This is a genomic window from Pseudomonas rhizozeae (assembly GCF_031583775.1).
Classification (GTDB): domain Bacteria; phylum Pseudomonadota; class Gammaproteobacteria; order Pseudomonadales; family Pseudomonadaceae; genus Aquipseudomonas.
This window is the reverse complement of the sequence record NZ_JAVLSB010000035.1, coordinates 1-26,907: the sequence shown is the minus strand read 5'-3', so window position 1 is coordinate 26,907 and position 26,907 is coordinate 1. Positions and strand designations below refer to the sequence as shown.

The 26,907-nt window shown below is 61.7% G+C and carries 24 protein-coding genes; 17 read left to right on the top strand and 7 right to left on the bottom strand.

Features of this window, described 5'->3' with window-relative positions; translation table 11 throughout:
* Position 1: 1 nt before the first annotated feature.
* A complete protein-coding gene (locus tag RG836_RS11025; RefSeq protein WP_310845380.1) occupies positions 2 to 598 on the bottom strand; it encodes a septation protein A in 597 nt (198 codons plus the stop codon).
* Positions 599 to 685: 87 nt separating this feature from the next.
* Here RG836_RS11025 and RG836_RS11020 point away from each other — a divergent pair, with 87 nt between their 5' ends.
* The 8 genes from RG836_RS11020 to arfB all read left to right on the top strand — a co-directional run bounded on the left by RG836_RS11020 (position 686) and on the right by arfB (position 7,830).
* Entirely contained in the window at positions 686 to 1,549 is an 864-nt protein-coding gene (locus RG836_RS11020) for a PHP domain-containing protein (protein WP_310845378.1), read from the top strand.
* Positions 1,550 to 1,562: 13 nt separating this feature from the next.
* Positions 1,563 to 2,192 (top strand): L-threonylcarbamoyladenylate synthase, encoded by a 630-nt coding sequence (locus RG836_RS11015; protein WP_310845376.1) that lies wholly within the window; start codon positions 1,563 to 1,565, stop codon positions 2,190 to 2,192.
* Between the two features lie 120 nt (positions 2,193 to 2,312).
* On the top strand, positions 2,313 to 3,011 hold the full coding sequence (locus tag RG836_RS11010; protein WP_310845414.1) for a segregation and condensation protein A: 699 nt from the start codon (positions 2,313 to 2,315) through the stop codon (positions 3,009 to 3,011).
* 12 nt (positions 3,012 to 3,023) lie between these two features.
* Positions 3,024 to 4,064 (top strand): SMC-Scp complex subunit ScpB, encoded by a 1,041-nt coding sequence (gene scpB / locus RG836_RS11005; protein ID WP_310845375.1) that lies wholly within the window; start codon positions 3,024 to 3,026, stop codon positions 4,062 to 4,064.
* Positions 4,065 to 4,102: 38 nt separating this feature from the next.
* Positions 4,103 to 4,291, top strand: coding sequence for a DUF1289 domain-containing protein (locus tag RG836_RS11000; RefSeq protein ID WP_310845374.1), 189 nt, complete (start codon positions 4,103 to 4,105; stop codon positions 4,289 to 4,291).
* A 153-nt stretch (positions 4,292 to 4,444) separates the two neighbouring features.
* A complete protein-coding gene (gene rluB / locus RG836_RS10995) occupies positions 4,445 to 5,686 on the top strand; it encodes a 23S rRNA pseudouridine(2605) synthase RluB (RefSeq protein ID WP_310845373.1) in 1,242 nt (413 codons plus the stop codon).
* 247 nt (positions 5,687 to 5,933) lie between these two features.
* Entirely contained in the window at positions 5,934 to 7,346 is a 1,413-nt protein-coding gene (locus RG836_RS10990) for an amino acid permease (protein ID WP_310845372.1), read from the top strand.
* A gap of 70 nt (positions 7,347 to 7,416) precedes the next feature.
* Positions 7,417 to 7,830 carry an alternative ribosome rescue aminoacyl-tRNA hydrolase ArfB gene (arfB, locus tag RG836_RS10985; protein WP_310845371.1) on the top strand — a complete coding sequence of 138 codons (414 nt, stop codon included), beginning with the start codon at positions 7,417 to 7,419 and terminating at the stop codon, positions 7,828 to 7,830.
* Here arfB and RG836_RS10980 read toward each other — a convergent pair.
* The 6 genes from RG836_RS10980 to phhA all read right to left on the bottom strand — a co-directional run bounded on the left by RG836_RS10980 (position 7,827) and on the right by phhA (position 12,281).
* On the bottom strand, positions 7,827 to 9,041 hold the full coding sequence (locus tag RG836_RS10980; protein WP_310845369.1) for an MFS transporter: 1,215 nt from the start codon (positions 9,039 to 9,041) through the stop codon (positions 7,827 to 7,829). The genes arfB and RG836_RS10980 overlap by 4 nt on opposite strands.
* Positions 9,042 to 9,145: 104 nt before the next feature.
* The gene (locus RG836_RS10975; RefSeq protein WP_310845413.1) at positions 9,146 to 9,328 is read right to left on the bottom strand and encodes a hypothetical protein; all 183 of its coding nucleotides are present in this window, start codon (positions 9,326 to 9,328) and stop codon (positions 9,146 to 9,148) included.
* Between the two features lie 76 nt (positions 9,329 to 9,404).
* Positions 9,405 to 9,539 carry a hypothetical protein gene (locus RG836_RS10970; RefSeq protein ID WP_310845368.1) on the bottom strand — a complete coding sequence of 45 codons (135 nt, stop codon included), beginning with the start codon at positions 9,537 to 9,539 and terminating at the stop codon, positions 9,405 to 9,407.
* Positions 9,540 to 9,842: 303 nt separating this feature from the next.
* Entirely contained in the window at positions 9,843 to 11,036 is a 1,194-nt protein-coding gene (locus tag RG836_RS10965; protein ID WP_409078074.1) for an amino acid aminotransferase, read from the bottom strand.
* The gene (locus RG836_RS10960; RefSeq protein ID WP_310845367.1) at positions 11,036 to 11,392 is read right to left on the bottom strand and encodes a 4a-hydroxytetrahydrobiopterin dehydratase; all 357 of its coding nucleotides are present in this window, start codon (positions 11,390 to 11,392) and stop codon (positions 11,036 to 11,038) included. Before RG836_RS10960 ends, RG836_RS10965 begins: the two co-directional genes overlap by 1 nt.
* 103 nt (positions 11,393 to 11,495) lie before the next feature.
* Positions 11,496 to 12,281 carry a phenylalanine 4-monooxygenase gene (gene phhA / locus RG836_RS10955; RefSeq protein ID WP_310845366.1) on the bottom strand — a complete coding sequence of 262 codons (786 nt, stop codon included), beginning with the start codon at positions 12,279 to 12,281 and terminating at the stop codon, positions 11,496 to 11,498.
* Between the two features lie 382 nt (positions 12,282 to 12,663).
* Here phhA and RG836_RS10950 point away from each other — a divergent pair, with 382 nt between their 5' ends.
* From RG836_RS10950 to RG836_RS10910, 9 genes are all read left to right on the top strand, one after another.
* Positions 12,664 to 14,223, top strand: coding sequence for a sigma-54-dependent transcriptional regulator (locus RG836_RS10950; RefSeq protein WP_310845364.1), 1,560 nt, complete (start codon positions 12,664 to 12,666; stop codon positions 14,221 to 14,223).
* Positions 14,224 to 14,538: 315 nt separating this feature from the next.
* Positions 14,539 to 15,279: a flagellar basal body rod protein FlgF gene (locus RG836_RS10945; RefSeq protein WP_310845363.1), complete on the top strand. Its 741-nt coding sequence runs from the start codon at positions 14,539 to 14,541 to the stop codon at positions 15,277 to 15,279.
* Between the two features lie 45 nt (positions 15,280 to 15,324).
* Entirely contained in the window at positions 15,325 to 16,110 is a 786-nt protein-coding gene (gene flgG, locus RG836_RS10940) for a flagellar basal-body rod protein FlgG (protein WP_310845361.1), read from the top strand.
* 51 nt (positions 16,111 to 16,161) lie between these two features.
* The gene (gene flgH, locus RG836_RS10935; protein WP_310845360.1) at positions 16,162 to 16,857 is read left to right on the top strand and encodes a flagellar basal body L-ring protein FlgH; all 696 of its coding nucleotides are present in this window, start codon (positions 16,162 to 16,164) and stop codon (positions 16,855 to 16,857) included.
* A gap of 27 nt (positions 16,858 to 16,884) precedes the next feature.
* Positions 16,885 to 17,973, top strand: coding sequence for a flagellar basal body P-ring protein FlgI (locus tag RG836_RS10930; protein WP_310845410.1), 1,089 nt, complete (start codon positions 16,885 to 16,887; stop codon positions 17,971 to 17,973).
* An 11-nt stretch (positions 17,974 to 17,984) separates the two neighbouring features.
* Complete coding sequence (gene flgJ / locus RG836_RS10925; RefSeq protein WP_310845359.1) at positions 17,985 to 19,301, top strand: flagellar assembly peptidoglycan hydrolase FlgJ; 1,317 nt, start codon at positions 17,985 to 17,987, stop codon at positions 19,299 to 19,301.
* 10 nt (positions 19,302 to 19,311) lie between these two features.
* A complete protein-coding gene (flgK, locus tag RG836_RS10920; protein WP_310845358.1) occupies positions 19,312 to 21,372 on the top strand; it encodes a flagellar hook-associated protein FlgK in 2,061 nt (686 codons plus the stop codon).
* Between the two features lie 13 nt (positions 21,373 to 21,385).
* Positions 21,386 to 22,951 carry a flagellar hook-associated protein 3 gene (locus RG836_RS10915; protein ID WP_310845356.1) on the top strand — a complete coding sequence of 522 codons (1,566 nt, stop codon included), beginning with the start codon at positions 21,386 to 21,388 and terminating at the stop codon, positions 22,949 to 22,951.
* 93 nt (positions 22,952 to 23,044) lie between these two features.
* Complete coding sequence (locus tag RG836_RS10910) at positions 23,045 to 26,617, top strand: glycosyltransferase (RefSeq protein ID WP_310845354.1); 3,573 nt, start codon at positions 23,045 to 23,047, stop codon at positions 26,615 to 26,617.
* The last annotated feature ends 290 nt before the right edge of the window (positions 26,618 to 26,907 follow it).

Here is a 26,907-nt window from a genome sequence, read left to right as displayed (position 1 = left end):
GTCAGTCCTCGGTTTTTGGCGTTGTGGTGTCGGCGTCGTGCAGGTGGCGGGACAAGTAGATGCCTTGTGCGACCAGGAACAGCAACGTCATGCCCAGGCTGCCGAAGACTTTGAAGTCGACCCAGTAGCTCTGGAACGTGAACGCGACGAACAGGTTGGCGGCGCCACAGAACAGGAAAAACGCGATCCAGGCGATGTTCAAACGCAGCCAGACCGGCTCCGGCAAGGTCAGCGCGTGGCCCATGATGCGTTTGATCAACAGGCGGTCACCAACGAAATGGCTGCCGATAAAGGCCAGGGCGAACAGCCAGTTGACCACCGGGGCTTTCCACTTGAGGAAGGTTTCGCTGTGGAACGCCAGGGTCAGGCTGCCAAAGACCAGGCAAGCGATCAGGGTCAGCCACTGGCTTTTCTCCAGCTTGCGCTGAGTAATGAACAAAGTGCCGTAGACCACCAGCGAACTGATGATCAGCATCGCGGTGGCGCTGTAAATACCGCCTACAGTCAATTCATGGCCGGCGATGTCGACGGTCCGTGGATCGATTTTGTAGACGATGAAAAACAGCAGGAGCGGGATGAAGTCGATGAATTGTTTCACAGTGGCAGCCAGAAGCAGGATGTGGCGGCATAATAACAAACATATGGGCGCGCGATAGCGCCAGCTGATTTGAGGTTACACATCCCCGTGAACGTTGATTTGCACTGCCATAGCACGGCCTCCGATGGCGCCCTGGCGCCCGCGGTACTGGTTGCGCGTGCGTTCGAGAACGGCGTGCGAGTCCTGGCCCTGACCGATCACGACACCCTCGAAGGCCTGGATGAGGCCCGCGCCGCCGCCACCGCGCTGGGCATGCAACTGGTCAACGGCGTTGAATTGTCTTGCACTTGGGGCGGCGCGACCATTCATGTGTTGGGTTATGGCTTTGATGTCCAGGCCCCGGCGCTGGTCGACGCCATCGCCAAATTGCACGATGGCCGCTGGCTGCGGTCCGAAGAAATAAGCCGCAAACTCGAGCTCAAAGGGATGCCTGGCGCGCTCGACGGCGCCCGGGCGATCCAGCAGGAACTGGGTGACAGCGGCAACGCGCCGGCCCGTCCGCATTTCGCCGACTGGATGGTGCAACAAGGTTTCGTCAAGGATCGCGCCGAAGCGTTCCGCAAATGGCTCGGCGCTGGCAAGCTGGGGGACGTCAAGCAACACTGGCCAACCCTCGAAGACACGGTCGCGACGCTGCGTGCGGCCAATGCCTGGGTCAGCCTGGCGCATCCCTGGCATTACGATTTCACCCGCAGCAAGCGGCGCCGCCTGATTGCCGACTATATTCAAGCAGGTGGCCACGCGATCGAAGTAGTGAATGGCCATCAGCCTGCGGAGCAAGTAGGTAGCCTGGCGATTCTTGCTCGTGAGTTCGGTCTGCTGGTCACGGCTGGCAGTGATTTCCATGGCCCTGGAGGCTGGTCCGAGATTGGCGAGTATCGCCCGCTCCCGGATGATCTGCCGCCGCTTTGGTGTCGATTCAAACATGACGCAGCCGTCATCACCGTCTGAACAGGTAGAGAACGTGAGTCAATTTTTCCAGATTCATCCGGAAAACCCGCAAGCGCGCCTGATCAAACAGGCGGTGGAAATCATCCGCAACGGCGGGGTGGTGATTTATCCCACTGACTCTTCCTACGCCATCGGTTGCCAGATCGGCGACAAGAATGCCGTGGAACGGGTGCGACGATTGCGCGGCCTCGATGACAAGCACAACTTCGCGCTGATTTGCAGCGACCTGTCGCAACTGGGCATTTTCGCCAAGATCGACACCGGCACCTTCCGCATCCTCAAGGCCCATTTGCCGGGGCCGTACACCTTTATACTCAACGCCACCCGCGAAGTGCCGCGCCTGCTGCTGCACGCCAAGAAACGCACCATCGGCCTGCGGGTGCCGAGTCACCCGATCGCCCTGGCCTTGTTGGCGGAACTCGGCGAACCGCTGATGAGCGTGACACTGATCCTGCCGGGCGAGACCGACCCGATGAGCGATCCCTACGAAATGCGCCAGATCCTTGAGCATCAGGTCGACCTGATCATCGACGGCGGCTTCGGCGGCATCAAGGCTTCGACCGTGATCAACCTGGCCGATGGCGAGCCGGAAGTGATCCGTGTCGGCTGCGGCGATCCGGCACCGTTTATGGTCGAGGCCTAGATGTCGGCAGTGGAAACCGTCGACAGCCAGGCCGACGCGCAGCAGGAACTGCCCTTTGCCATGGTCTATGGCCAAGCGGTCTTGGAAATGCCGCTGGATCTGTACATCCCGCCGGATGCCCTGGAGGTATTCCTCGAAGCCTTCGAAGGCCCGCTCGATTTGCTGCTGTACCTGATCCGCAAACAGAACATCAATATCCTCGACATCCCGGTAGCGGAAATCACCCGCCAGTACATGGGTTATGTCGAGTTGATGCAGTCGGTGCGTCTGGAGCTGGCCGCCGAATACCTGGTGATGGCGGCGATGCTCGCCGAGATCAAATCGCGGATGCTGCTGCCCCGCGCTGAAACCATCGAAGACGAAGAAGACGACCCGCGCGCCGAACTCATCCGCCGCTTGCAGGAGTACGAACGCTTCAAGGCCGCCGCCGAGGGCATCGACGGCTTGAGCCGGGTCGGTCGCGACGTGCTGGTACCCAAGCTCGACGCCCCTGAAGCACGGGCGCGCAAGCTATTGCCGGACGTCAGCCTGGAAGAATTGCTGATGTCCATGGCCGAGGTACTGCGCCGTGGCGACATGTTCGAAAGCCACCAGGTCAGCCGCGAAGCCCTGTCGACCCGCGAGCGCATGAGCGATGTGCTCGATCGCCTCAAGGGCGGCGGTTTCGTGCCGTTTATCGAACTGTTTACCGCCGAAGAAGGGCGCCTGGGGGTGGTGGTGACCTTTATGGCGATCCTCGAGCTGGTCAAGGAATCCTTGGTCGAGCTGGTGCAGAATGAGCCGTTCGCGGCGATCCATGTCCGGGCCCGAGCCGAATAACGAGCACATTCAATGAATCTGACTGAACCCCGCGAGCTGGCGCCGCTGCTTGAAGCTTTTCTGTTGGCCTCGGGAAAGCCGCAATCGCTTGAGCGCCTGTTTGAATTGTTCGAGGAAGGCGAGCGCCCCGAGCCGCCGGTTTTCAAAAAAGCCCTGACGCTGCTGGCCAAGTCCTGCGACGGCCGCGCCTATGAATTGAAGGAAGTCGCTTCCGGCTATCGCCTGCAAATTCGCGAGAAATTCGCCCCGTGGGTCGGCCGCTTGTGGGAAGAACGCCCGCAGCGTTATTCCCGGGCGATGCTCGAAACCATGGCGCTGATCGCCTACCGCCAGCCGATCACGCGCGGCGAGATCGAAGACGTTCGCGGCGTGGCGGTCAACAGCCACATCGTCAAGACCTTGCTGGAGCGCGAGTGGATTCGCATCGTCGGCTATCGCGACGTGCCCGGCAAACCGGCGATGTTCGCGACAACCAAGGGTTTTCTCGATCACTTCAACCTGAAAAACCTCGACGACTTGCCGCCGCTGGCCGAACTGCGGGAAATGGAAGCCGAACCGGTGCTCGACTTCGACGACGCGCCGGTGCCCGCCGGATTGCAGGAACTGGCCGACGCCACCGAGCCGGAAGAACCCAAGGACGAAACCAGTTTCCATACGCTGCTGCTGGAACTGGACACCATGGAGGAGGGGATCAAGACCGACTTCGACGACCTGCTGCGCGACGGTGCGGTGAGCGACAGCGAGAAGGACATCGCCCAACCGGTGCTGACGCCTGAGTTTGACGCTGAAGTTAATCCTGAACCCGAAGCGGTGGTGGAAACCGAGGTTGAGGTCGAAGACGATGACGACGTACTGCAACCGGTCCCAACCCCGGAGTTCGATGCGGAATACGAAGAGGAGCCGGAAGAAGACATTCTCGGCGTCGCCGAAGCGCGGGAGAAACTGCTCGCCGCTGTCGCCGCCCTGCAAAAACCTGCGTTGAGCGACGAAGAAGCCGAAGCCCTGGCGTTGGCCGAAGCCATCGAAGCAGAACGCCGCGGTTTCGACGACTGACAGCCTCCCATAAGGTTTTGTGTTGAACGGAGTAACCAATGAGCTCAACCAAAGACCGGTGCATCAGCCTCTGCAAGTTCAACGATGACATCTGCATCGGCTGTGGCCGCAGTAAACGCGAGATCAAGGCCTGGAAAAAACTCGACAAGGCCGACAAGCGCACGGTGCTGGCGGAAGCGGCGCTGCGCTTGATCAAACTCGGTGCCACCGGTCGGCGGAAAAAATAACCTGGCCTCGATCAGCTAGTCTCTGATGCGCGAACGCGTGCATGAGCGTATGATTCGCGACCCTTCGGCGATCCCTTCGCCCAAGCGTTGAGCTTTCAACACCTCAGGCCCCATCCACGGCGGCCTGACCTGACCACACCGGGAGGTGCCCAGATGAGTATCAAAGACCAGAAAGACGACCAGGAAATCGGCCCAGCAGGCGAAAAGCTGCAGAAAGTCCTCGCCCGTATCGGCGTCGGCTCGCGCCGTGACGTGGAAGCCTGGATCAGCCACGGCCGGATCAAGGTCAACGGCAAAGACGCGACCCTCGGCTTGCGCGTCGATCTGCATGACGCCATTACCATCGATGGCAAGGTCATCAAGCGCGAAGAAGCCGCCGAGTCGGTTCGCCGCGTGATCATGTACAACAAGCCCGATGGCGAAATCTGCACCCGTGACGACCCGGAAGGTCGTCCGACCGTGTTCGACAAGATGCCGCGCCCGAAAGAAGGTCGCTGGATCAACATCGGTCGTCTCGACATCAACACCACCGGCCTGCTGATGTTCACCACTGACGGTGAGCTGGCCAACCGCCTGATGCACCCGTCCTACGAAATGGACCGCGAATACGCCGTGCGTGTGCGGGGCGAAGTCGACGACGAGATGATCGAACGCCTGAAGGCAGGCGTCGTCCTTGAGGACGGCCCGGCCAAGTTCACCGACATCAAACAAGCACCCGGTGGCGAAGGTTTCAACCACTGGTACCACTGCGTAGTGATGGAAGGGCGTAACCGTGAAGTGCGTCGTTTGTGGGAATCCCAGGGGCTGGTGGTCAGCCGCCTGAAGCGCGTGCGGTTCGGCCCGGTGTTCCTCAACTCGGACCTGCCGATGGGCCGCTGGCGCGAAATGAGCCAGTACGAAGTCGACATCCTCAGCGCCGAAGTCGGCCTGACCCCGGTGGCGATGCCGCAAATGACCGCCAAGGGCAAGGACAAGCTCGAGCGCATGCAGCGCAAATCCTCGCGTCCGGTCGGCAAGACCGAGCGCGTGCGCACCTTGCGTCCGGCAGCGGGCGCCCCGGCGGCCGGCCCACGGGCCCCGCGTGAGCCGCAGATCGAAGGCGAGCGTCCATCGCGCAAGCCTGTCGCGCCACGGGCTGATGGCGAGCGCGGTCCACGCACGCCACGTCCGGCCAACGGTCGCACCGAGCGTGGCGAAGGCCGTGGCGCACCGGCCGGTCGCGGTACCCCGGTAGCCGACCGTCCGGCCGACACCAAGCGCCCGGCCAAGCCAGCGCCGAAGTCCAAGCGTCCGGGCATCGTCCTGGTCGACAAGGACACTCCGTCGGGCAAGCGTCGCGGCGCACCGGCCGGTTCCGGCCAGCGTCCGGGCTTCGGTCGACGTAAGCCGGAGTGAAGCGGCGGTAAGCTTCAAGTGAAACGCCAACCTGCAGGTTGGCGTTTTTTTTTGCCGCGCCGTAACTGACACCTGGATACAAGCCGCGCCTCGCAGCGGCGAAGCACGGGTGTACAATGCGCGGCGTTTTACCTGTGACCTCCTGCGCACCTGCGCAATACTCAAGGCTACCCGTCTTGTTCACTCCGTCGCGTCACGAGCGTGTCGGGTTCGATTTCGTCACAGATAAAAACAAAACAGGTGACGCATGACCGTTGTAAAAACGCTGGACCCTCCTTCAGGCGAACTCAAGCGCGGCCTGAAAAATCGCCATATTCAGCTGATCGCCCTCGGTGGCGCGATCGGCACCGGCCTGTTTCTCGGCTCGGCCGGGGTGTTGAAATCCGCCGGGCCGTCGATGATTCTCGGCTACGCCATCTGCGGCTTCATCGCGTTCATGATCATGCGCCAGCTCGGTGAAATGATCGTCGAAGAGCCAGTTGCCGGCTCGTTCAGCCACTTCGCCCACCAATACTGGGGCGGCTTCGCCGGGTTCCTGTCGGGCTGGAACTGCTGGATTCTGTACATTCTGGTCGGCATGTCGGAGCTGACTGCGGTCGGCAAATACATCCATTACTGGGCGCCGGAGATCCCGAGCTGGGTCACCGCCGCCGCATTCTTTGTGCTGATCAATGCGATCAACTTGGCCAACGTCAAAGTCTTCGGCGAGGCTGAGTTCTGGTTCGCCATCATTAAGGTGGTGGCCATCGTCGGCATGATCGCCCTTGGCAGCTACTTGCTGGTCAGCGGCCATGGCGGCCCGCAGGCGTCCGTAAGCAACCTGTGGTCCCACGGCGGCTTCTTTCCCAACGGCATCAGCGGTCTGGTGATGGCCATGGCGATCATCATGTTTTCGTTCGGTGGCCTGGAAATGCTCGGCTTCACTGCCGCCGAGGCCGATCAGCCGAAAACCGTGATCCCCAAAGCCATCAACCAGGTGATCTACCGGATCCTGATTTTCTACATCGGCGCGCTGGTGATTCTGTTGTCCCTGACCCCGTGGGACAGCCTGCTGGAAACCCTCAACGCATCCGGCGATTCCTACAGCGGCAGCCCGTTTGTGCAAGTGTTCTCGATGCTTGGCAGCAACACCGCTGCGCACATCCTCAACTTTGTGGTGCTGACGGCCGCGCTCTCGGTGTACAACAGCGGCACCTACTGCAACAGCCGCATGCTGCTGGGCATGGCCGAGCAGGGCGACGCGCCGAGAGCCCTGGCCAAGATCGACAAGCGCGGCGTGCCGGTGCGCTCGCTGTTGGTCTCGGCGGCAGTCACGCTGATCGCCGTGCTGCTCAACTACCTCATCCCGCACAGCGCACTGGAGTTGTTGATGTCGCTGGTGGTGGCCACCCTGGTGATCAACTGGGCGATGATCAGTTACTCGCACCTCAAATTCCGCCAGCACTTGAACAGAACCGGGCAAACCCCGCTGTTCAAGGCGCTGTGGTACCCCTACGGTAACTTCATCTGCCTGGGGTTCGTGGTGTTCATTCTTGGCGTGATGCTGCTGATTCCGGGCATTCAGGTCTCGGTGTACGCGATCCCGGTGTGGCTGGCGTTCATGTGGATTTGCTATGGCATCAAGAACAAACGCCGCGCGCAATCTGCACTCAAGACTTGAGTGCAGATGTGGGAGCGTTTTCCCCAGATGTATTAGGGTTACCTAGGTACCACTCGGAGGACCCGATGCCATGCTGGTGATTTCCAACAATGTGCAGTTGCCCGACAGCGAGATCGAGCTGACGGCCATCCGCGCCCAGGGCGCCGGCGGGCAGAACGTCAACAAAGTCTCCAGCGCCGTGCACCTGCGCTTCGACATCCCGGCCTCGTCCTTGCCCGAGTTCTATAAGGAGCGGCTGCTCGCCTTGCGCGACAGCCGCATCACCGGCGACGGCGTGTTGATCCTCAAGGCCCAGCAATATCGCACGCAGGAAGCCAATCGGGCTGATGCGCTGGAGCGGCTGGTGGAGTTGATTCTCAGTGCCACCAAAGTCGAGAAGAAACGTCGTCCGACCAAACCGACCCTCGGCTCGAAAACCCGGCGCCTGGAATCCAAGACCAAGCGCGGCAGCATCAAGGCCGGGCGCGGTAAGGTGGATTTCTAGGGCGCTTTTCGTTCTTCCCGGTACTTTTCGTCCAATTGCCGTGGTACCTGGCGATACAGGTACACGCTCAGCAGCAGGCCACCGAGCGCCGCCAGGGCGGCAAACAGGAAGATCGAGGCGAAGCCGAAACCGGCGGCGATTGCGCCGGCCAGTGGTCCGGTGATCCCTAGCGACAAATCAATGAATAGCGAATAAGCGCCGACCGCCGCCCCGCGGCTGGAAGCGGGCACCAGGTTGACCGCTTCCACCCCCAGCGCCGGAAACACCAGTGAAAAGCCGAAGCCGCTCAGCGCCGCACCGGCCAGCGCCCAATGCGCGTCTGGCGCCAGCCATAGCAGCAACAGGCCCAGGGTTTCCACCGACAGACAGGCAATCGCCACGCGGAAACCGCCGAGACGGTTGATCAAGTTGCCGAACAGCAAGCGGGCGCCGATGAAGCTGGCACCGAACAGGCTCAGGCACAGCACTGCGTTTTGCCAGTGCTGAGTGGCGTAGTACAGGGTGATGAAGGTGGCGATGGTGCCAAAGCCGATCGATCCCAACGCCAGGCCGCAGCCGTGGGGGAACACGCGCCCGAGCACGTGCATGAACGGCAGGCGCTCGCCGGCGACGATCGGCGCCGCGGTCTTGCGCCAGGCCAGCGCCAGGCCGAACCCGGCGAGAAGAATGATGCTCACGCCCATGCTCCACAACCCCAGGGTGCTGACCAGCAACACGCCCAGCGGTGCGCCGATGGCGATCGCGCCATAGCTGGCAATGCCGTTCCACGAGATGACCTTGGCGGTGTTGGCCGCGCCGACTCGGCCAATGCCCCAGCCGATGGCGCCGGAACCCACCAGGCTTTCTGCGCTGCCGAGCACCAGGCGGCCGAGCAACAGGCTGATCAGGCTGAGCAGCGGCAGGCTCTGGGTCCAGGCGGAAAGCAACATGAACACACCGCTCAAGCCGCACCCGGCGAGGCCGTAGATCACCGCCAGTTTGCTGCCCTTGTTGTCGATGATTTTCCCGGCGTAAGGCCGGCTGAGCAGGGTGGCCAGGTATTGCACGCTGATCACCAGCCCGGCGATCACCGCGCCGAAGCCCAGGTCGCTATGGACGTACCCCGGCAACACCGCCAACGGAATGCCAATGTTCAGGTAGCCAATGAAGGTAAAAAGGACAATGGAGACAACTTGCAGCGTGACCGCCAGGGGGCGCTGGGTTTCAGACATGGGTAAAGATCCACGGGACAGCGAGATAGACAGGCTGCTAATGATAGCGGCGCCAGCCAGGCAGGGTCGGGGAAAAAGTAAAACTATTTGCCGAGTGGCGAGGTTCAGGGTTTGGCCGGGGCGACCAGTTGGGTCGTGACCAATGCGGCGAGGGCGTTTTCTTGAGTACCGAAGCGGGCCAGGAGCGCAGCCTGTTTTTCCGCGGAGAGGCGATTCCAGATGTCGATCATTTTTTCGGTGGTGCCAATCAGCACATTGGCCTGGGTTTCGCTGAAGTCGTCGCTCATGGTCGGTGTCTCGGGGTTCAGGCGGTGTGGAAAGCGCATCTTAGCGCTTTCCACACGGTCTGGTACGGCGGGTGTTTCAGTCTTTACTGTCAGCCTTGCGACTGTCGGTGGCTTCTTTCTTCGGCTCGGCCTGTTGGGCGCCGGCTTGTTGCGGGGGTGTCTGCTCAGTTTCGTGCAGGCTTGGGAAGGGGAGATTAGGGATCTCGTGCATGATTCGCGCTCCTCGCAAAGTCTGTTGATAGATCTGGTAGATCCGCGCTTTTACAAAGCCTGGGCAGGATACAGCAGGACAAATGACAATCAGACTTTTATCTCAAATTTCTGCGACGGATGGCCGCACCCTCAATGCCTGACACGATCCCTGTGGCGAGGGAGCTTGCTCCCGCTGGGCTGCGAAGCGGCCCCAACGAGATTGCTGCAGCGTGATCGTCGTACAGGGGCGTTTGGATGTGCGGGTGCTGCGCACCCGAGCGGGAGCAAGCTCCCTCGCCACAGAATGCAAGGGCGGCGGGCTTTACTTGCACACCTGCGCAATCGCCTCGGCCAGCGAGTCGAGGCGTGTGGCGTCGATCCCCGCGACGTTGGCCCGGCCGGTGCCGACCATGTACACACTGTGGCTGTCGCGCAGTTGTTTGACCTGCTCCGGCGATAAGCCAGTGTAGGAAAACATCCCGCGCTGTTCGCCAATATGTGCAAAGCGTTCGCGCAAGCCATGGGGTTCGAGGGCTTGCAGCAGGCTGCTGCGCAGTTGCGCGATGCGCGTGCGCATGCCTTCCACTTCATCGGCCCACAGGGTTTTCAGGTCCGCGTCACCGAGGATGGTCGCGACCACTGCGGCGCCGTGGTCCGGTGGCGTCGACCACAGGTTGCGGGCGATATTCGCTAATTGGCTGCGCACGTCGATCAGCTTTTCGGCGCTCCGGGTGCAGACGATTAATGCGCCGGTACGATCGCTGTACAGGCCGAAGTTTTTCGAACAGGAACTGGTGATCAGCAACTCTGGCAGTTCGTTGGCGAACAGCCGAACCGCCCAGGCGTCTTGCTCGAGTCCGTCACCGAAACCCTGGTAAGCGAAGTCGATCAGCGGCAGCAAATCACGGCTGCGCACCACCTCCAGCACCCGGCGCCAGTCGTCGTGGGACAGGTCGAAACCGGTCGGGTTGTGGCAGCAGGCATGCAGCAACACCACATCGCCCTTGGGCACCTGACGCAGGGCCGCGAGCATTGCTTCGACATCGAGGCGGTTGTCACTGCCCACGTAGGGGTAGTGGCTGACCTTGAGCCCGGCGATGTTGAAAATGGTTTCGTGGATCGGCCAGGTCGGATTGCTCAGCCAGATGCCGCGCCCCGGCAGGCACTGTGCGATGAAGTCGGCACTCAGGCGCAGGGCGCCGGTGCCGCCTGGCGTCTGGGTGGCGCCGACCCGTTGCGCGGCGATCAGCGGCGAATCGGCGCCGAGCACCAGCGCGTTGATTTGCCGGCCAAACTCGGCAAAGCCGTGACCGCCGATGTAGGTCTTGCTGCCCTGGCGGTCCACCAGGCGCTGCTCGGCCAGCTTCACTGATTGCAGCACCGGGGTCAGGCCCTGGGCATCTTTATACACGCCGACGCCAAGGTCGAATTTGCGCGGATTGGGATCCTGCGCGTAAGCCTCCATCAGCCCGAGAATCGGGTCTCCGGGTACTCGACCAATGGCGTCGAAGTGCATTATTTACGGCCCTCTGCGTCCTTGGCCACGTCGTCGGTGCGCGCGGCCATGATGAAATCGTTGCGGTGCAAACCTTTGATCGAATGGCTCCACCACGTCACAGTGACCGAGCCCCACTCCGTCAGCAGGCCAGGGTGATGGCCTTCAGCTTCGGCGATCGCGCCAACGGCGTTGGTGAACGCCAGGGCGTGCTTGAAATTCTTGAACAGGAAAACTTTTTCCAGCTGCATGACGCCGTCGCGCACTTCGATGTTCCAATCCGGAATCTGCTTGAGCAGGACCGGCAGTTCTTCGTCGCTGACCTGTGGAGCATCGGCGCGGCAGGCTTCGCAATGGGCTTGGTTCAAAGTGGACATGATCGGTTCCTGAAATCGAAGGTATGAAAACGCTCGTCAGTGCCTTCACGCTAAAGCAAAGCGTGGCCCGGCAACAGACGCAGTTTGTGTCGAAATGATCGGGTCACGCCGCCTTGGGCGGAAATTTCGGCGCGTGCAGACCCAACTGCATGCCTCGCTCGACCATGCCCATGATGTCTTCGTGGGCGAGGTCGAACAGGCGCTTGAGGTTCGGCAGGACGAAATACACCGGTTGCAGAATGTCGATGCGGTACGGCGTGCGCATGCACTCCAGCGGATCGAACGCGTGGTGTTCCGGTTCGCTGGACAGGCTGTAAACCGTTTCTTTCGGCGACGAGAGAATGCCGCCGCCGTAAATGCGCTGGCCCTGGGGTGTATCGACCAGGCCGAACTCGATGGTCATCCAGTACAACCGCGCCAGGTACACCCGTTGTTCCTTGGTGGCTTGTAGGCCGAGTTTGCCGTAGGTGTGGGTAAATTCGGCAAACCAAGGGTTGGTCAGCAGCGGGCAGTGGCCAAAAATCTCGTGGAAAATGTCCGGCTCTTGCAAATAATCCAGTTCTTCGCGGGTACGGATAAAGGTCGCCACCGGAAACTGCTTGTTGGCGAGCAATTCGAAAAAAGTCTGGAAGGGAATCAGTGCCGGCACGCGGGCAACTTGCCAGCCGGTGGTCGCACCGAGGACCTGGTTGATTTCAGCCAATTGCGGAATGCGGTCGTGGGGCAGGCCGAGTTTTTCGATACCGTCCAGATACTCCTGGCACGCACGCCCTTCAATCACTTTCAGTTGACGAGTGATCAGCGTGTTCCACACTGCGTGTTCTTCAGCGGGGTAGTCGATAAAACCTTGCGCGTCGGGCTCGCGGGCCACGTACTGCGTCTGCTTCATGCTGCTCTCCTGCGAGGGAATTCGTTGTTGTTTTAAGCGGCTATGCAGCAAGAGATAACCCGAAGCGGGGGGAAGTTGCAGTGGGAGGCGCCCCTGATGTGTGGGAAATTTCCCAGGCGATCGTAAAGTTTTCGTTACAAAGAAAGAGTGATCGCGCAAAGACTTGGCAAGCGAGGTGGGAATCTACCGTTAGCTGTCACATAATCTTGACAGTTATCTGTGCCTAGCCAAAGAAAATGGCGCAGAACTTTCTTTTGGGAGCGAGCCTGCTCGCGAATTCCGTCACCTCTCGGGTGAATTTGCCGACGCGTTCGCGAGCGGGCTCGCTCCCACCGTACTCTCGGCTGTCTCACACCTTAAACATCGTTATCCGGGCCTTTATATGCGTATCAAAGTCCATTGCCAGAACCGCATCGGCATCCTGCGCGACATTCTCAACCTGCTCGTCGAGTACAACATCAACGTAGCCCGTGGCGAAGTCGGCGGCGAGCACGGCAACGCGATCTATCTGCATTGCCCGAACCTGATCAACCTGCAATTCCAGGCGTTGCGCCCACAGTTCGAAGCCATCGCGGGGGTGTTCGGGGTCAAGCGGGTCGGGCTGATGCCCAGCGAGCGCCGGCACATGGAGTTGAATGCTTTGCTCGGCGCTTTGGAGTTCCCGGTGTTGTCGATCGACATGGGCGGCTCGATTGTCGCGGCCAACCGGGCGGCGGCGCAGTTGCTGGGGGTGCGGGTGGATGAAGTGCCGGGCATTCCGCTGTCGCGCTACGCCGAGGAGTTCGACCTGCCGGAACTGGTGCGCGCCAGCAAATCGCGGATCAATGGGTTGCGGGTCAAGGTCAAGGGCGATGTGTTTCTGGCGGACATCGCGCCGTTGCAATCGGAACATGACGACAGCGAAGCCATGGCCGGTGCGGTATTGACCCTGCACCGGGCGGACCGCGTCGGCGAGCGGATTTACAACGTGCGCAAACAGGAATTGCGCGGCTTCGACAGTATTTTCCAGAGCTCGAAAGTGATGGCCGCCGTGGTCCGTGAGGCACGGCGCATGGCACCGGTGGATGCTCCGCTATTGATAGAAGGCGAAACCGGCACCGGCAAGGAATTGCTCGCTCGCGCCTGTCACCTGGCCAGTCCGCGTGGGCAGTCGCCGCTGATGGCGCTCAATTGCGCCGGGTTGCCAGAGTCCATGGCCGAGACCGAGCTGTTCGGCTACGGCCCCGGTGCGTTCGAAGGGGCGCGTGCCGAAGGCAAGCTCGGGCTGCTGGAATTGACCGCGGGCGGCACCTTGTTTCTCGATGGCGTCGGAGAAATGAGCCCGCGCTTGCAAGTGAAATTGCTGCGCTTTTTGCAGGACGGTTGCTTCCGCCGTGTCGGCAGTGATGAGGAGGTGTACCTCGACGTGCGGGTGATCTGCGCAACTCAGGTGGATCTCTCCGAATTGTGCGCCCGTGGCGAGTTTCGCCAGGACCTGTATCACCGTTTGAATGTGCTGTCGTTGCACATCCCGCCGTTGCGCGAATGCCTCGACGGTTTGCCGCCACTGGTGGAGCACTTCCTCGACCAGGCCAGTCGGCAGATCGGTTGCCCGCTGCCGAAACTGGCACCGGCGGCGCTGGAACGTTTGCGTCACTACCGCTGGCCGGGCAACGTGCGGCAACTGGAAAACGTGTTGTTCCAGGCGGTCTCGTTGTGCGAGGGCGGCACGGTGAAAGCCGAGCACATTCGCCTGCCGGATTACGGCGTGCGTCAGCCGCTTGGCGAGTTTTCCCTTGAGGGCGGGCTGGACGCAATCGTTGGGCGCTTCGAGAAAGCGGTGCTGGAGCAGCTCTATGCCGAACACCCCAGCAGCCGCCAACTGGGCAAGCGGTTGGGGGTTTCGCATACCACCATTGCCAATAAATTGCGCGAATATGAGGTGGGCAAGACCGATGCCTGAGTCCGCCCTGCGCTAGGGTTGGACGACCGCTTCTATGGTGAGGGGGCTTGCCCCCTCGCCACAGAAGTAGGTGTCGCTCGGCCGTTTCTTTCACCACCGTTTTTTATATCGGCCAGGCTCTGGCCGGCCCTTGCCACAAACCGGCATAACACCGCCGGTTTTTCGTCTCTGGGACAAATCCCTTTTTCCGCAAAATCCCCTCAAGTCCTTTGTTTGCCGGGCCCGGCGGCGCCAAATTAAAGTTGGTCTGCTATTTGCTTATGGCTCAGCAGTACAGCAGTGGGCGGCAAACGTCCGGCATGCAGAGGAAAGACTGTGGACAAGTACCTTTATGTGGCAATGACCGGGGCCAGCCAGAATGCGCTGGCGCAGAAGGCGCATGCCAACAACCTGGCCAACATTTCCACCAACGGTTTTCAGAAGGACCTGGAACAGGCCCGTTCGATGCCGGTGTTCGGTGACAGCTTTCCGGCGCGGGCGTTTGCCATGACCGAGCGTCCGGCCACGGACTTCAGCCCCGGCTCGCTGGTGGAAACCGGCCGCGACCTCGATGTCGCCGTCACCGGCAATGGCTGGATCGCCGTGCAGAACCCCAATGGCGGTGAAAGCTACGTGCGCACCGGCAGCCTCAACATCGACGCCCTCGGCGTATTGCGCGCCGGCAACGGCATGCCGGTGATGGGCAATGGCGGTCCGATCGCCGTGCCGCCCGAGCAGCAAATCGAAGTCGGCGAAGACGGCACCATCAGCATCCGCGCCATGGGCGAAGGCCCGCGGGTGATGGCCGAAGTCGACCGGATCAAACTGGTCAACCCGGACTTCAAGAACATGACCAAAGGCCTGGACGGTTCGATCCAGACCAAGGACGGCCGCCCTGCGCAGGCCGATGCCGACGTCAAGCTGATCTCCGGTTTCCTGGAGTCGAGCAACGTCAACGCCGTGGAAGAAATGACCTCGGTGCTGGCCCTGGCCAAGCAGTTCGAGCTGCACATCAAGATGATGAACACCGCCAAAGACGATGACCAGGCCATGGCTCGGGTCTTGCAGATCAGCTAATTACCAGAACGTCGCGCCGTAAAACAGGCGCACGAGGAGAATCGAATGCTTCCGGCTCTATGGGTTGCCAAAACCGGTCTGTCCGCCCAGGACACCAACCTCACCACCATTTCCAACAACCTGGCCAACGTGTCGACCACGGGTTTCAAACGTGACCGCGCCGAATTCCAGGACTTGCTCTACCAGATCAAACGCCAGCCGGGCGCTCAGTCGACTCAGGACAGCGAACTGCCTTCGGGCCTGCAAGTGGGTACTGGTGTGCGCATCGTTGGCACCCAGAAAAACTTCAGCGCCGGCAGCCTGCAGACCACCGAGCAGCCGCTCGACCTGGCCGTCGACGGCCGCGGGTTCTTCCAGATCCTGCAACCGGACGGCACTACGTCTTACACCCGTGACGGTACGTTCCACCTCGACTCCAATGGCCAGATCGTCAACGCCAGCGGCTTCGCCCTGGAACCGGCGATCGTGATTCCGCCTGATGCCCAGACGTTCACCGTCGGCCGCGACGGCACCGTGTCGATCACCGTGCCTGGCAACCCGGCCGCGCAAGTGATCGGCAACCTGCAAACCGCCGACTTCATCAACCCGGCCGGCCTGCAAGCAGTGGGTAACAACCTGTTCCTGGAAACCGCCGCCAGCGGCGCGCCACAGATCGGCACGCCTGGCCTGAACGGTTTCGGCAGCACGCTGCAGAACACCTTGGAAACATCCAACGTCAGCACCGTTGAGGAGATGGTCAACATGATCACTACCCAACGCGCCTACGAGATGAACTCCAAGGTGATTTCCACCGCCGACCAGATGCTCTCGTTCGTAACGCAGAATCTGTAATCAGTCTATGAGGCGGCCATAAGGTCGCCTGCAACACCGTGAGGTAGGGTCATGAAACGCTTTGTATCTGTTCTCGCACTGAGTGGGATCGCCGTGCTGACGGGCTGTGTCGCCCCGGCGCCGAAGCCCAATGACCCGTATTACGCCCCGGTGTTGCCGCGCACGCCGCTGCCGGCTGCGGCCAACAATGGCTCGATCTATCAGGCCGGGTTCGAGCAGAACCTGTACAGCGATCGCAAGGCGTTCCGGGTCGGTGACATCATCACCATCACCCTGAACGAGCGCACCCAGGCGAGCAAGAACGCCAACTCGCAAGTGGCCAAGAACAGCAAGACCGGCATCGGCCTGAGCTCGTTTTTCGGTGGTGGTTTGAACACCAATAACCCGGTGGGCGGCGGTGACCTGAGCCTCGACGTCGGCTACGAAGGCAACCGCGCGACCAAGGGTGACAGCAAGTCCGGGCAGAGCAACAGCCTGACCGGTTCGATCACCGTGACGGTGGCGGACGTGCTGCCCAACGGCATCATTGCCGTGCGTGGCGAGAAGTGGCTGACCCTCAACACCGGCGACGAGCTGGTGCGCATCGCCGGCATGGTCCGCGCCGATGACATCGCCACCGACAACACCGTGTCGTCGACCCGCGTCGCCGATGCACGCATCACCTATTCGGGCACCGGTGCGTTTGCCGACGCGAGTCAGCCAGGCTGGTTCGACCGTTTCTTCCTCAGCCCGCTGTTCCCTTTCTAGGTGGCTACGTTGAATCTTAAACACCTGATGGTGGCCGCTTGTTTGCTGTCCGCGGCCTTCGGTGCTCAAGCCGAGCGGCTGAAGGACATCGCCAGTATTTCCGGCGTGCGTTCCAACCAGTTGATCGGCTACGGCCTGGTCGTCGGGCTTAACGGCACCGGTGACCAGACCACGCAGACCCCGTTCACCCTGCAGACCTTCAACAACATGCTCTCGCAGTTCGGGATCAAGGTGCCGCCCGGTTCGGGCAACGTGCAGTTGAAGAACGTTGCCGCCGTGTCGATCAGCGCCGATTTGCCGGCGTTCGCCAAGCCTGGGCAACAGGTGGATATCACCGTGTCCTCGATCGGTAACTCCAAAAGCCTGCGCGGCGGCACCTTGCTGCTGACGCCGCTCAAGGGTATCGACGGCAACGTCTACGCCGTGGCCCAGGGCAACCTGGTGGTCGGTGGTTTCGACGCCGAAGGTCGCGACGGTTCGAAGATCACCGTCAACGTTCCGTCGGCCGGCCGTATCCCTGGTGGTGCTTCGGTGGAGCGTTCGGTGCCGAGCGGTTTCAACCAGGGCAATAGCCTGACCTTGAACCTCAACCGGTCCGACTTCACCACCGCCAAACGTATCGTCGACAAGATCAATGACCTGCTCGGCCCTGGCGTCGCCCAGGCGATTGACGGCGGTTCGATCCGTGTCAGTGCGCCACTGGATCCGAGCCAGCGTGTCGACTACCTGTCGATCCTGGAAAACCTTGAAGTCGATCCGGGTCAAGCGGTGGCGAAAGTCATCATCAACTCGCGCACCGGCACCATCGTCATCGGCCAGAACGTGAAAGTTTCGCCGGCGGCCGTGACCCACGGCAGCCTCACCGTGACCATCACCGAAGACCCGATCGTCAGCCAGCCCGGCCCGCTGTCCAACGGCCAGACCGCGGTGGTCCCGCGCTCGCGGGTCAATGCCGAGCAGGAACTCAAGCCGATGTTCAAGTTCGGTCCGGGCACCACCCTCGACGAAATCGTTCGTGCGGTGAACCAGGTCGGCGCGGCGCCGGGTGACTTGATGGCGATCCTTGAAGCACTGAAACAGGCCGGCGCCTTGCAAGCCGACCTGATCGTGATCTGAGGCCGACCACCATGGATATGCGCAAGAGCGGTCTGGTCAGTAGCAGCGATTCGGGGGCGTATTCGGACCTTAATCGTTTGAACCAGCTCAAGGTCGGCGACAAGAACAGCGACGGCAATATGCGCAAGGTTGCGCAGGAATTCGAGTCGCTGTTTCTCGGTGAAATGCTCAAGTCCATGCGCTCGGCCACCAATGCGCTGGGCGAAGACAACCCGCTCAACACCCAGGCGGCCAAGCAGTATCAGGAAATGTACGACCAGCAACTGGCGATTTCCATGTCCCGTGAGGGCGGTGGTATCGGCCTGGCCGACGTGCTGATGCGCCAGATGTCGAAGAACAAACCGTTGGCGCCGGGTGAGGCCGCGGCCGCCTCGGCCGCCTCGGCCGCCAAGCAGGAAGCGGCGAAACTCGCTGTGCCGACCCCGGTTGCCGCCGGTACCGTGGGCACTGACGGACCGCTGTCGCGGGTCAATGGCCAGCGTCCGTTGTGGGCCTCGCGCGCAGTCAAATTGCCGGCCGGCGTGGGCGAGGGCGGGCATGCCAATGACATGGCGCTGATCAATCAGCGGCGCCTGGCCTTGCCGCCGAAACTCGCCGATCGTTTGCTCGCCGGCCTGGTGCCTTCTGCCACCAACACCGCTGCGACCGCCGCCACCAGCCTCAACAAAGTCCCGACGCCGCAGGCCGCCACCGCGTCGATCGGCAGCGGTTCCGGCCCGCTGTACAATGGCGACTGGCTGGCCTCGCCGAACGATGCCGCCCCCAGCGGCCGCATGCAGGTCTACGGCCGCGCCATGGCGCAGATCCCGCTGGCCCCGGCGAAGAAAGCCTTCAGTTCCGCCGACGAATTCGTCAACACCATGCTGCCGATGGCCAAGGAGGCCGCCGAGCGTATCGGCGTCGATCCACGTTATTTGGTGGCCCAAGCCGCGCTGGAAACCGGTTGGGGTAAATCGGTGATGCGCGCCCAGGATGGCAGCAGCAGCCACAACCTGTTCGGCATCAAGGCCAGCAGCAACTGGAAGGGGGAATCGGCCCGCGCGATCACCAGCGAATTCCGTGATGGGGCGATGGTCAAGGAGACGGCCGAGTTCCGTTCCTACGCCTCGTACAAAGACAGTTTCCATGATTTGGTGACGTTGCTGCAGACCAATAATCGCTATCAAGATGTGGTGAAGTCGGCCGATAACCCAGAACAGTTTGTACGCGAGTTGCAAAAAGCCGGGTATGCCACTGACCCGAACTACGCAAGCAAGATCTCGCAGATAGCCAAGCAGATGACCAGTTATCAAAACTACGCTTCGGCGGGCGTTCCAACGAATTTATAAGGTCTGAACCATGAGTTTGCTCAATATCGGGATGTCGGGACTTTCCGCTAGTCAATCTTCGCTGATGACCACCGGTAACAACATTGCCAACGCCGACACCGCCGGTTACTCGCGCCAGCAGACCGTGCAGGGCACCAAAGCGTCGAACCCGTACGGCAACGTCTTCATTGGCACCGGTACAACCCTCGCCGACGTGCGCCGGGTGTACAACGCCTACCTCGATGCGCAACTGCAGACCACCACTTCGCTGAACAGTGACGCCGCCGCGTATGCCGGGCAGGTCAGCCCGCTCGATGCGTTACTGTCCGACAGCGGCACGGGCCTCAATGGCGCCCTGACCAAATTTTTCGCCTCGGTGCAAAACGTCAACGCCAAGCCCGGCGACGATGCTTCGCGTCAGTTGCTGCTCAGCGACGCGAGGGCGTTGAGTGATCGATTCAACTCGGTCTCCAAGCAGTTGAACACGCAGAGCACCAATATCAACGGCAACCTCACTGCGATGACCGACCAGGTCAACAAACTGGCGGCCACCGTCGCTCAGTTGAACCAGCGGATCGCGGAAGTTTCCGGCGCCGGTGGTTCTCCTAACGAATTGCTCGACGCCCGTAACGAAACCATTCGCCAGATATCCACCTTCACCGGTGCGCAAGTCATTGAGCACGATGGCAGCCTCGATATCTATCTGGGCAGCGGCCAGCCGCTGGTGGTAGGCAACACCGCCAACACGATTTCCGCCGTAACCGACAAGAACGACCCGTCGCGCATGTCGATCATGCTCAATCGCGCCTCCAGCAGTGTGAACATCACCTCGGTGATAAGCGGTGGCGAGATCGGTGGCCTGTTGCGTTATCGCAGCGAAGTGCTGGACCCGGCGATGAACGAACTGGGGCGTGTGGCGCTGGTCGTGGCCGACCAGATGAACAGCATCCAGGCCCAGGGCATCGACAAGAACGGCGACTTCGGTGCCACCCTGTTCAGCAGCATCAACAGTGCCGCGCAAGTGGCCCAGCGCAGCATCGCCACCGCCGGCAACGTCGGCACCGGCAACTTCGAAGTCAACATCAAAGACTCGGGCAAGCTGACCATCAACGATTACAAGGTCACCTTTACCAGCGCCACCGACTACACCGTGCAGCGGTTGCCGGAAGGCACCGCGATGGGCGCCTTCAGTACGCTGACCAACCCGCCACCGGTGATCGATGGCTTCTCGATGAAGCTCAGCGGAACCGCTGCGGCCGGCGACACGTTCAAGCTGACCCCGACCCGCAACGCGTCGGCCAGCATCAAGACCGAAATGACCGACGCCAAGAAGTTGGCAATCGCCGCGCCGCTGAGCGCCTCGATCGTCCCCGGCGCCACCGGCACCCTGACCATCCCGGCCAGCGGCCAGCCGACGCTGACCAGCAACTACGACATCTACGATTCCGCCACCACCACCCTGCTGCAGAACGGCCTGAAAACCTCGATGCCGGTGAAAATGGTGTTTGGCGCGCCCTCGGCCGACGGCACCACCCAGACCTACCAGGTGCTGGACGCCAAAGGCGTGGCCATCGGCACCGGCACTATCAAGCCGGGCGAGAACAACAAACTGACCGTGACCGTGCCGCTCAAGGACGCCACGGGCGCGCCAATCATGGACCCGGGCCCGCCCGCCGTGCAGCGCACCGCAACCTTCGACATGACCGTCGCCGGCCAGCCGGGCGCAGGCACCGCGATCGACATCAACATCGCGCAGCCAGGCACTCTCGATAACCGCAACGGCACCGCGCTGGCCGGTTTGCAGACCAAGCAGACCGTCGACACCGGTTCCGCCAGCAAGGGTATTTCGCTCAGCGATGCCTACGGCAAACTGGTCGAAGGCGTCGGCGCCAAGGCCGCCCAGGGTAAGCTCGACACGGCTGCCACCGGCGCCATCCTCGCCAACGCCAAGGGCGCTCGCGATTCGTTGTCCGGCGTCGACCTCGACGAAGAAACCGGCAACCTGGTCAAGTACCAGCAGTACTACACCGCGTCTTCGCAGATCATCAAGGCTGCGCAAGAAATCTTCAGCACCCTGATCAACAGCCTTTAAGGAGTCGTAGTCCATGCGCATTTCCACCGCCCAGTTTTACGAGTCCTCGGCTGCGAACTACCAGAAAAACTTCTCCAACGTGGTCAAGAGCAGCGAAGAAGCCAGCAGCCTGGTGCGCGTCAACACCGCCGCTGATGATCCGGTCGGTGCCTCGCGCTTGCTGCAACTGGGCCAGCAGGCTTCGATGCTCAGCCAATACCAGGCCAACACCAACACCCTCAAGGCGACCCTGGGTCAGACCGAGTCGGTGATGACCAGCATCAATAACGTCTTGCAGCGCGCCAAGGAACTGGCCATCGGTGCCGGCAACGCCGGTTACACCGACGCCGACCGCCAGGCCAACGCCACCGAGCTGGGCCAGATCGAAGAACAACTGCTGAGCCTGATGAACACTCAGGATGAAAACGGCAAGTACATCTTCGCCGGCTCCAAGGGTGAAACCCCACCGTTCTCGCGTAACAGCGACGGCACCTACAGCTACAACGGCGACCAGGTGACCCTTGACCTGGCGATCGGCGACAGCATGTCGATGGCCACCAACAGCACCGGTTGGGAAGTGTTCCAGCAAGCCATCAACACCAGTCGCAGCGAGGTCAACATGACCGCGCCGGCGGTCAACGATGGTCGCGTGGTTCTGTCCAACGGCCAGGTCTCGTCGAACGTCAGCTACAACAGCAAATTCCGTTCGGGCGAACCCTACACTGTTGATTTCGTCAGCGGCACGCAACTGCGGATTCGCGATTCTGGCGGCAACGATGTGACTGCCGAAGCCAGCCAGGGCGGCGCGTTCAGCGCGTCCACCGCGGCGGGCCAGACCGTGTCGTTCCGTGGCGTCGACCTGACCCTGAACATCAACCTGGCGGCCGGCGATGACCCGGCGGCCGTGTTGCCGGGCCACAGCTTCACCCTGGCAGCCAAGCCTGACACCTTCACCGCAACGCGCAGCCCGGGCAACCCGACCGGCACGCAAGTGACCGGCAGCACCATCAGCAACCCGGCGGACTATCACGCCAGTTTCCCGACCGGTGCGGCAGTGATGAAATTCACCGGTGCCAACACCTTTGATCTGTATGCCGCACCCTTGACCGCCGACAGCCAACCGGTGTCGTCGGGCACGGTAGTGGCGGGTGTCGCCACGGCCTCTGGCGTGAGCTTCACTTTGTCCGGCGCGCCGGCCGCTGGCGACCAGTTCAGCGTGTCGGTCAATACTCACGAAACCCAGAACATTCTGGACACCGTGAACCAACTGAAAACCGCGCTGAGCACGCCAACCAATGGCGATCCGATCCTGACCCAGAAATTCCAGGCAGCACTGGCTTCGGGCCTGGGCAACCTGGCGAGCGGCAACGATCAGTTGTCCAGCGCGCTGAGTTCGGTGGGGGGGCGCGGTTCGGCGCTGGATACCCAGAACGACACCAACCAAAGCCTGGTCCTGGCCAACACCCAGACCCAAGGCAGCATCCGCGATTCCGATCCGGCTGAAGTCATGACCCGCCTGACCTTGCAGACCACCATGCTGCAAGCCTCGCAACTGGCGTTCAGCAAAATCGCGCAGTTGGGCTTGTTCAACAAGATCTGAGTCTGTGCCTGTCGAGCCGCCAACCGTCTTTTACCAAGCGGTTTCGCAGCCTCTGCCTGAAAGGGCAGGGGCTCGCCGCTCGAGAGTTTTGTCGTGAACCACACCCCTCTAGTCAGCATCGTCATCCCTGCCTTCAATCCGCGCTTCTTCAGTCAGGCGCTGGAAAGCTCACTCGCGCAGACCTACCCGAATCTGGAAATCGTCATCTGCGACGATTCGCGCTCCGATGAAATCAAGGACATCGTCGACGCGTTTACCGACCCTGCGCACCCGGTTCGCTACCTGCGCAACCCCAAGCGCCTGGGCCTGCAACAGAACCTGTTGCGTTGTGTCGAGGCGGCGAACGGCGAGCTGATCAAAGTGCTGTGCGACGACGATCGACTGTTCGCGCCGAGCATCGAAATGCAAGCCAGGGCCTTGATCGATCATCCCGAGGCAAGCCTGGTAGCGGGCCTGCGGATGATGAGCGACGCTAACAACTTCATCCTGCCGCCACGGGTCGACAACTGCCGTTTTTCCCCTGCGGATTCGTTGCTCAAGGGCGACGACATGCTGGCGATTGTCGAGAGCACGCCGAAGAACTTCCTCGGCAATTTCAGCTCGACCCTGATGCGTCGGGCCGATGTGCTGGAGTTGTTGCCGGCATTGATTCAGGAAGGTTCGGGCTTTGTCGCGATGCTCGATTTCGCGCTGTTTGTGTGCCTGCTGCGGCGCGGCAATCTGGCAGTGGTCAACACCGTGCTGAGCACCGAGCGCTTGTACCCGGAGCGCCTGAGCAAGACCTCGGAGATGGTGCGTGCCGCCGCGCAGGAATGGGAATGGCTGATGCAGATGCTCACCGGCCGTGGCGGCGAGTCCGCGCCGGCGTCGGGTTGGGTGCGCTACGTGGAAATGAGCAAGGCTGCCGATCAGCCGCGCCAGTGGGAAGAGCTGTGCGTGACCCGGGTGCTGGGCAACCGCAACACGGTGGTCAACGGCCGCGTGGGCGGGACCAGCGAAAGCTATGCCGAGTACTACCGCGAGTGGCTGGCGATACGCCGATTCAACCCGGCGGAGGCACGCCACCTGCCGGAATTCATCAGCCGCTGGGCGTCACGTCCGAACCTGGTGCCGATCATCATCGACGACCAGGCTGACAGCGCCGGGCTGCGCGCCACCCTGGCCAGCCTCGATGCGCAACTCTACCCGCCGCAAGCGGTGCTGGTGCTGTCTGAAGGCGACTGCCCGGCCAAAGAAAACGTCCTGCACTTGCCGCTGGAAACGAACTGGTCGCAGCAGCTCAACGGGTTGGTGCCGCAATTGGAAGGCGCGGACTGGTTTTACCTGTTGCGGGCCGGTGACAGCTTGCGCGATTCGGCGTTGCTGGTGTTGGCCGAGCGCATCGTCGGCACACCGCACATGCTCTGCGCCTACAGTGACGAAGGCGCGCTGGTCGAGGGCGAATCCATCGAGCCGGTGTTCAAACCAGGCTTCAACCTGGACCTGATGCGGGCTTATCCCTACGTTGGTCGCGCCCTGGCGTTCGATCGCCAGCGGTTCATGAGCCTGGGCGGTTTCGAACCGGCGCTGGGCGAGCTGGCACCTCACGATCTGCTGTGGCGGTTGGTGGAAGAGGCCGGCGTGCATGCCATCGAGCACATTGCCGAGATTCAGGTGGAGTCGACGCAGACCTTCGCCGACTGGCTGTCGTTGCCTGAGGTGATAGAAGGCAGTGAGGCACTGGTCAGCGCGCACTTGTCGCGCATCGGTATCGAACACCGAATTCGTGCTCAGGAATTGCCGCTGCTCAAGCGCATTGACTACCTGCATGCGCAGCGGCCGGTGGTGTCGATCATCATCGCCGCAGGCGCCTCACTGGCCGCGTTGCAGCGCTGCACCGAAAGCCTGATCGAGCAGACCCGCTACAGCGAATACGAAATTCTGATTGTCGACGAAGGGCGCGGTGATTCGGCCATGGCCCAGTGGCTGGACGCGATGTCGCAACTGGGCGCGGCGATGCTGCGTGTGCTGCGTTACGACGGGTACCCTGGGGAAGCGGCGGTGATCAACTTCGCGGCTCGCCAGGCCCGTGGCGAATACCTGCTGACGCTGAGCCCGCGCAGCGTAATCTGCGCCGGCGACTGGCTCGGCGAACTGCTCAACCACGGCCAGCGCCCGGAAGTCGGCGTGGTCGGCGCACGACTGCTCGACGCGCACGGGGCGATCGTCTCCGCCGGTTTGATCCTCGGGCTGGCCGGCCCGGCCGGTTCGCCCTTCCTCGGCGAGCACGCCAACTCCCGCGGCTACCTGCAGCGCCTGCAAGTGGCGCAGAACTGGAGCGCGGTCAGCAGCGATTGTCTGCTGGTGCGCAAGGACGTCTTCGACAGCCTGGGCCAGCTCGACGAGGCTGAATTCAACCTCGGGCTCAGCGGTATCGATCTGTGCCTGCGCGCCGACAAGAACGGCTATCTGATCGTCTGGACGCCGTTTGCCACGGTCATGATGGGTGAAGCCAGCGCCCCCGCGGTGCCTGCGGATAACGTGCAAGAACAGGTGCTGGAGCAGGAACGGTTCTACAGCAAATGGCTGCCGAAAATCTCCCGCGATCCGGCCTACAGCCCGTCGCTGAGTCTTGGCGTGGCAAGCTTCAGCCTGGAGCCTTCGCTGCGCAACAACTGGAATCCGTTTTGTCATCGCGACCTGCCGCTGATCCTCGGGCTGCCGGTCAACGAGTCTGCCATCGGCCATTACCGCGTGACCGCACCCTTGGCCGAGCTCGAAGCAGCCGGACGGGTCATTGCGCGGGTGGCCTACGAGTCACCCTCGACCGTGGAGATCGAGCGCCTGTCACCGGACACCATCATCCTGCAGGGTCGCTACAGCGATGGCTCGGCGGCCGACATCCTGCGCATGAAGAAATACTCCAATGCCCTGCGGATTTTCGAGCTGGACGACTACATCGTCAGCACGCCGAAGAAGAACAGTCATGCCCGCAACAAACCGGTCAACACTGAACAAATGCTGCGCGACGGCATCGCCCTGTGCGACCGCGTGGTGGTGACCACCCAGGCCTTGGCCGATGTGTTGTCGAGCATGCACAACGAGATCCGCGTGGTACCGAACATGCTGCCACCGCAGCCATGGGCGACCCTCACCAGCCAGCGCCGCACCGCAAAAAAACCGCGGGTCGGTTGGGGTGGCGGCACCAGCCACACCGGCGATCTGGAAATCATCGCTGACGTGGTGCGCGAACTGGCCGATGAGGTGGAGTGGGTGTTCTTCGGCATGTGCCCGGACGCCCTGCGCCCGTACATCCATGAATTCCATGGCACCCTCGATTTGCAGAGCTACCCGTACAAACTGGCCAGCCTCAACCTCGACCTGGCGTTGGCGCCGTTGGAGTTTCATATCTTCAACGACTGCAAGAGCAACTTGCGTTTGCTGGAGTACGGGGCTTGCGGCTATCCGGTGATTTGCACCGATACCCGGGCCTACGAAGGGTATTTGCCGTGCACCAAGGTTCACAGCAACAGTACCGAGGAATGGCTGGCGGCCATTCGCATGCACCTGGCGGATCCGGAGGCCAGTTATCGCATGGGCGATCAACTGCGCGAGGCGGTGCATCGGGATTTCATGCTGCGCGGGGATAATTTGCAGCATTGGTTGTGGGGGTGGTTGCCGGATTGATTGGTCCTTGGGACAGGCGTGGACGGGTTGGCGGTTGTGCACGATTCAAACCTGTGGGCCGTCAGCCAATAAAATCCGGATGTACCCCAGTCCAAATGTGGGAGCGAGCCTGCTCCGGGCGGCGTTCCGACGAAGGCTATGCGGCTGGCGCTGGTGATTTTGAGGGTGTACATATCCGTTGCTGCGGTAACGGCCACTTATGGTTTCGCCCTTACGGCGAGTCCCTTTTTCAGACGCCAAAAAGGAACCAAAAGGCTGCCCCTGATGTACGGCCCCTCGCTAAGGCTCGG

What these genes read in the sequence shown, in the direction of transcription:
- scpB (WP_310845375.1), top strand. Translation starts at nt 3,024, where the DNA reads ATGAATCTGACTGAACCCCGCGAGCTGGCGCCGCTGCTTGAAGCTTTT.
- RG836_RS11000 (WP_310845374.1), top strand. Translation starts at nt 4,103, where the DNA reads ATGAGCTCAACCAAAGACCGGTGCATCAGCCTCTGCAAGTTCAACGAT.
- rluB (WP_310845373.1), top strand. Translation starts at nt 4,445, where the DNA reads ATGAGTATCAAAGACCAGAAAGACGACCAGGAAATCGGCCCAGCAGGC.
- RG836_RS10990 (WP_310845372.1), top strand. Translation starts at nt 5,934, where the DNA reads ATGACCGTTGTAAAAACGCTGGACCCTCCTTCAGGCGAACTCAAGCGC.
- arfB (WP_310845371.1), top strand. Translation starts at nt 7,417, where the DNA reads ATGCTGGTGATTTCCAACAATGTGCAGTTGCCCGACAGCGAGATCGAG.
- RG836_RS10980 (WP_310845369.1), bottom strand. Translation starts at nt 9,041, where the DNA reads ATGTCTGAAACCCAGCGCCCCCTGGCGGTCACGCTGCAAGTTGTCTCC.
- RG836_RS10975 (WP_310845413.1), bottom strand. Translation starts at nt 9,328, where the DNA reads ATGAGCGACGACTTCAGCGAAACCCAGGCCAATGTGCTGATTGGCACC.
- RG836_RS10970 (WP_310845368.1), bottom strand. Translation starts at nt 9,539, where the DNA reads ATGCACGAGATCCCTAATCTCCCCTTCCCAAGCCTGCACGAAACTGAG.
- RG836_RS10965 (WP_409078074.1), bottom strand. Translation starts at nt 11,036, where the DNA reads ATGCACTTCGACGCCATTGGTCGAGTACCCGGAGACCCGATTCTCGGG.
- RG836_RS10960 (WP_310845367.1), bottom strand. Translation starts at nt 11,392, where the DNA reads ATGTCCACTTTGAACCAAGCCCATTGCGAAGCCTGCCGCGCCGATGCT.
- phhA (WP_310845366.1), bottom strand. Translation starts at nt 12,281, where the DNA reads ATGAAGCAGACGCAGTACGTGGCCCGCGAGCCCGACGCGCAAGGTTTT.
- RG836_RS10950 (WP_310845364.1), top strand. Translation starts at nt 12,664, where the DNA reads ATGCGTATCAAAGTCCATTGCCAGAACCGCATCGGCATCCTGCGCGAC.
- flgG (WP_310845361.1), top strand. Translation starts at nt 15,325, where the DNA reads ATGCTTCCGGCTCTATGGGTTGCCAAAACCGGTCTGTCCGCCCAGGAC.
- flgH (WP_310845360.1), top strand. Translation starts at nt 16,162, where the DNA reads ATGAAACGCTTTGTATCTGTTCTCGCACTGAGTGGGATCGCCGTGCTG.
- RG836_RS10930 (WP_310845410.1), top strand. Translation starts at nt 16,885, where the DNA reads ATGGTGGCCGCTTGTTTGCTGTCCGCGGCCTTCGGTGCTCAAGCCGAG.
- flgJ (WP_310845359.1), top strand. Translation starts at nt 17,985, where the DNA reads ATGGATATGCGCAAGAGCGGTCTGGTCAGTAGCAGCGATTCGGGGGCG.
- flgK (WP_310845358.1), top strand. Translation starts at nt 19,312, where the DNA reads ATGAGTTTGCTCAATATCGGGATGTCGGGACTTTCCGCTAGTCAATCT.
- RG836_RS10915 (WP_310845356.1), top strand. Translation starts at nt 21,386, where the DNA reads ATGCGCATTTCCACCGCCCAGTTTTACGAGTCCTCGGCTGCGAACTAC.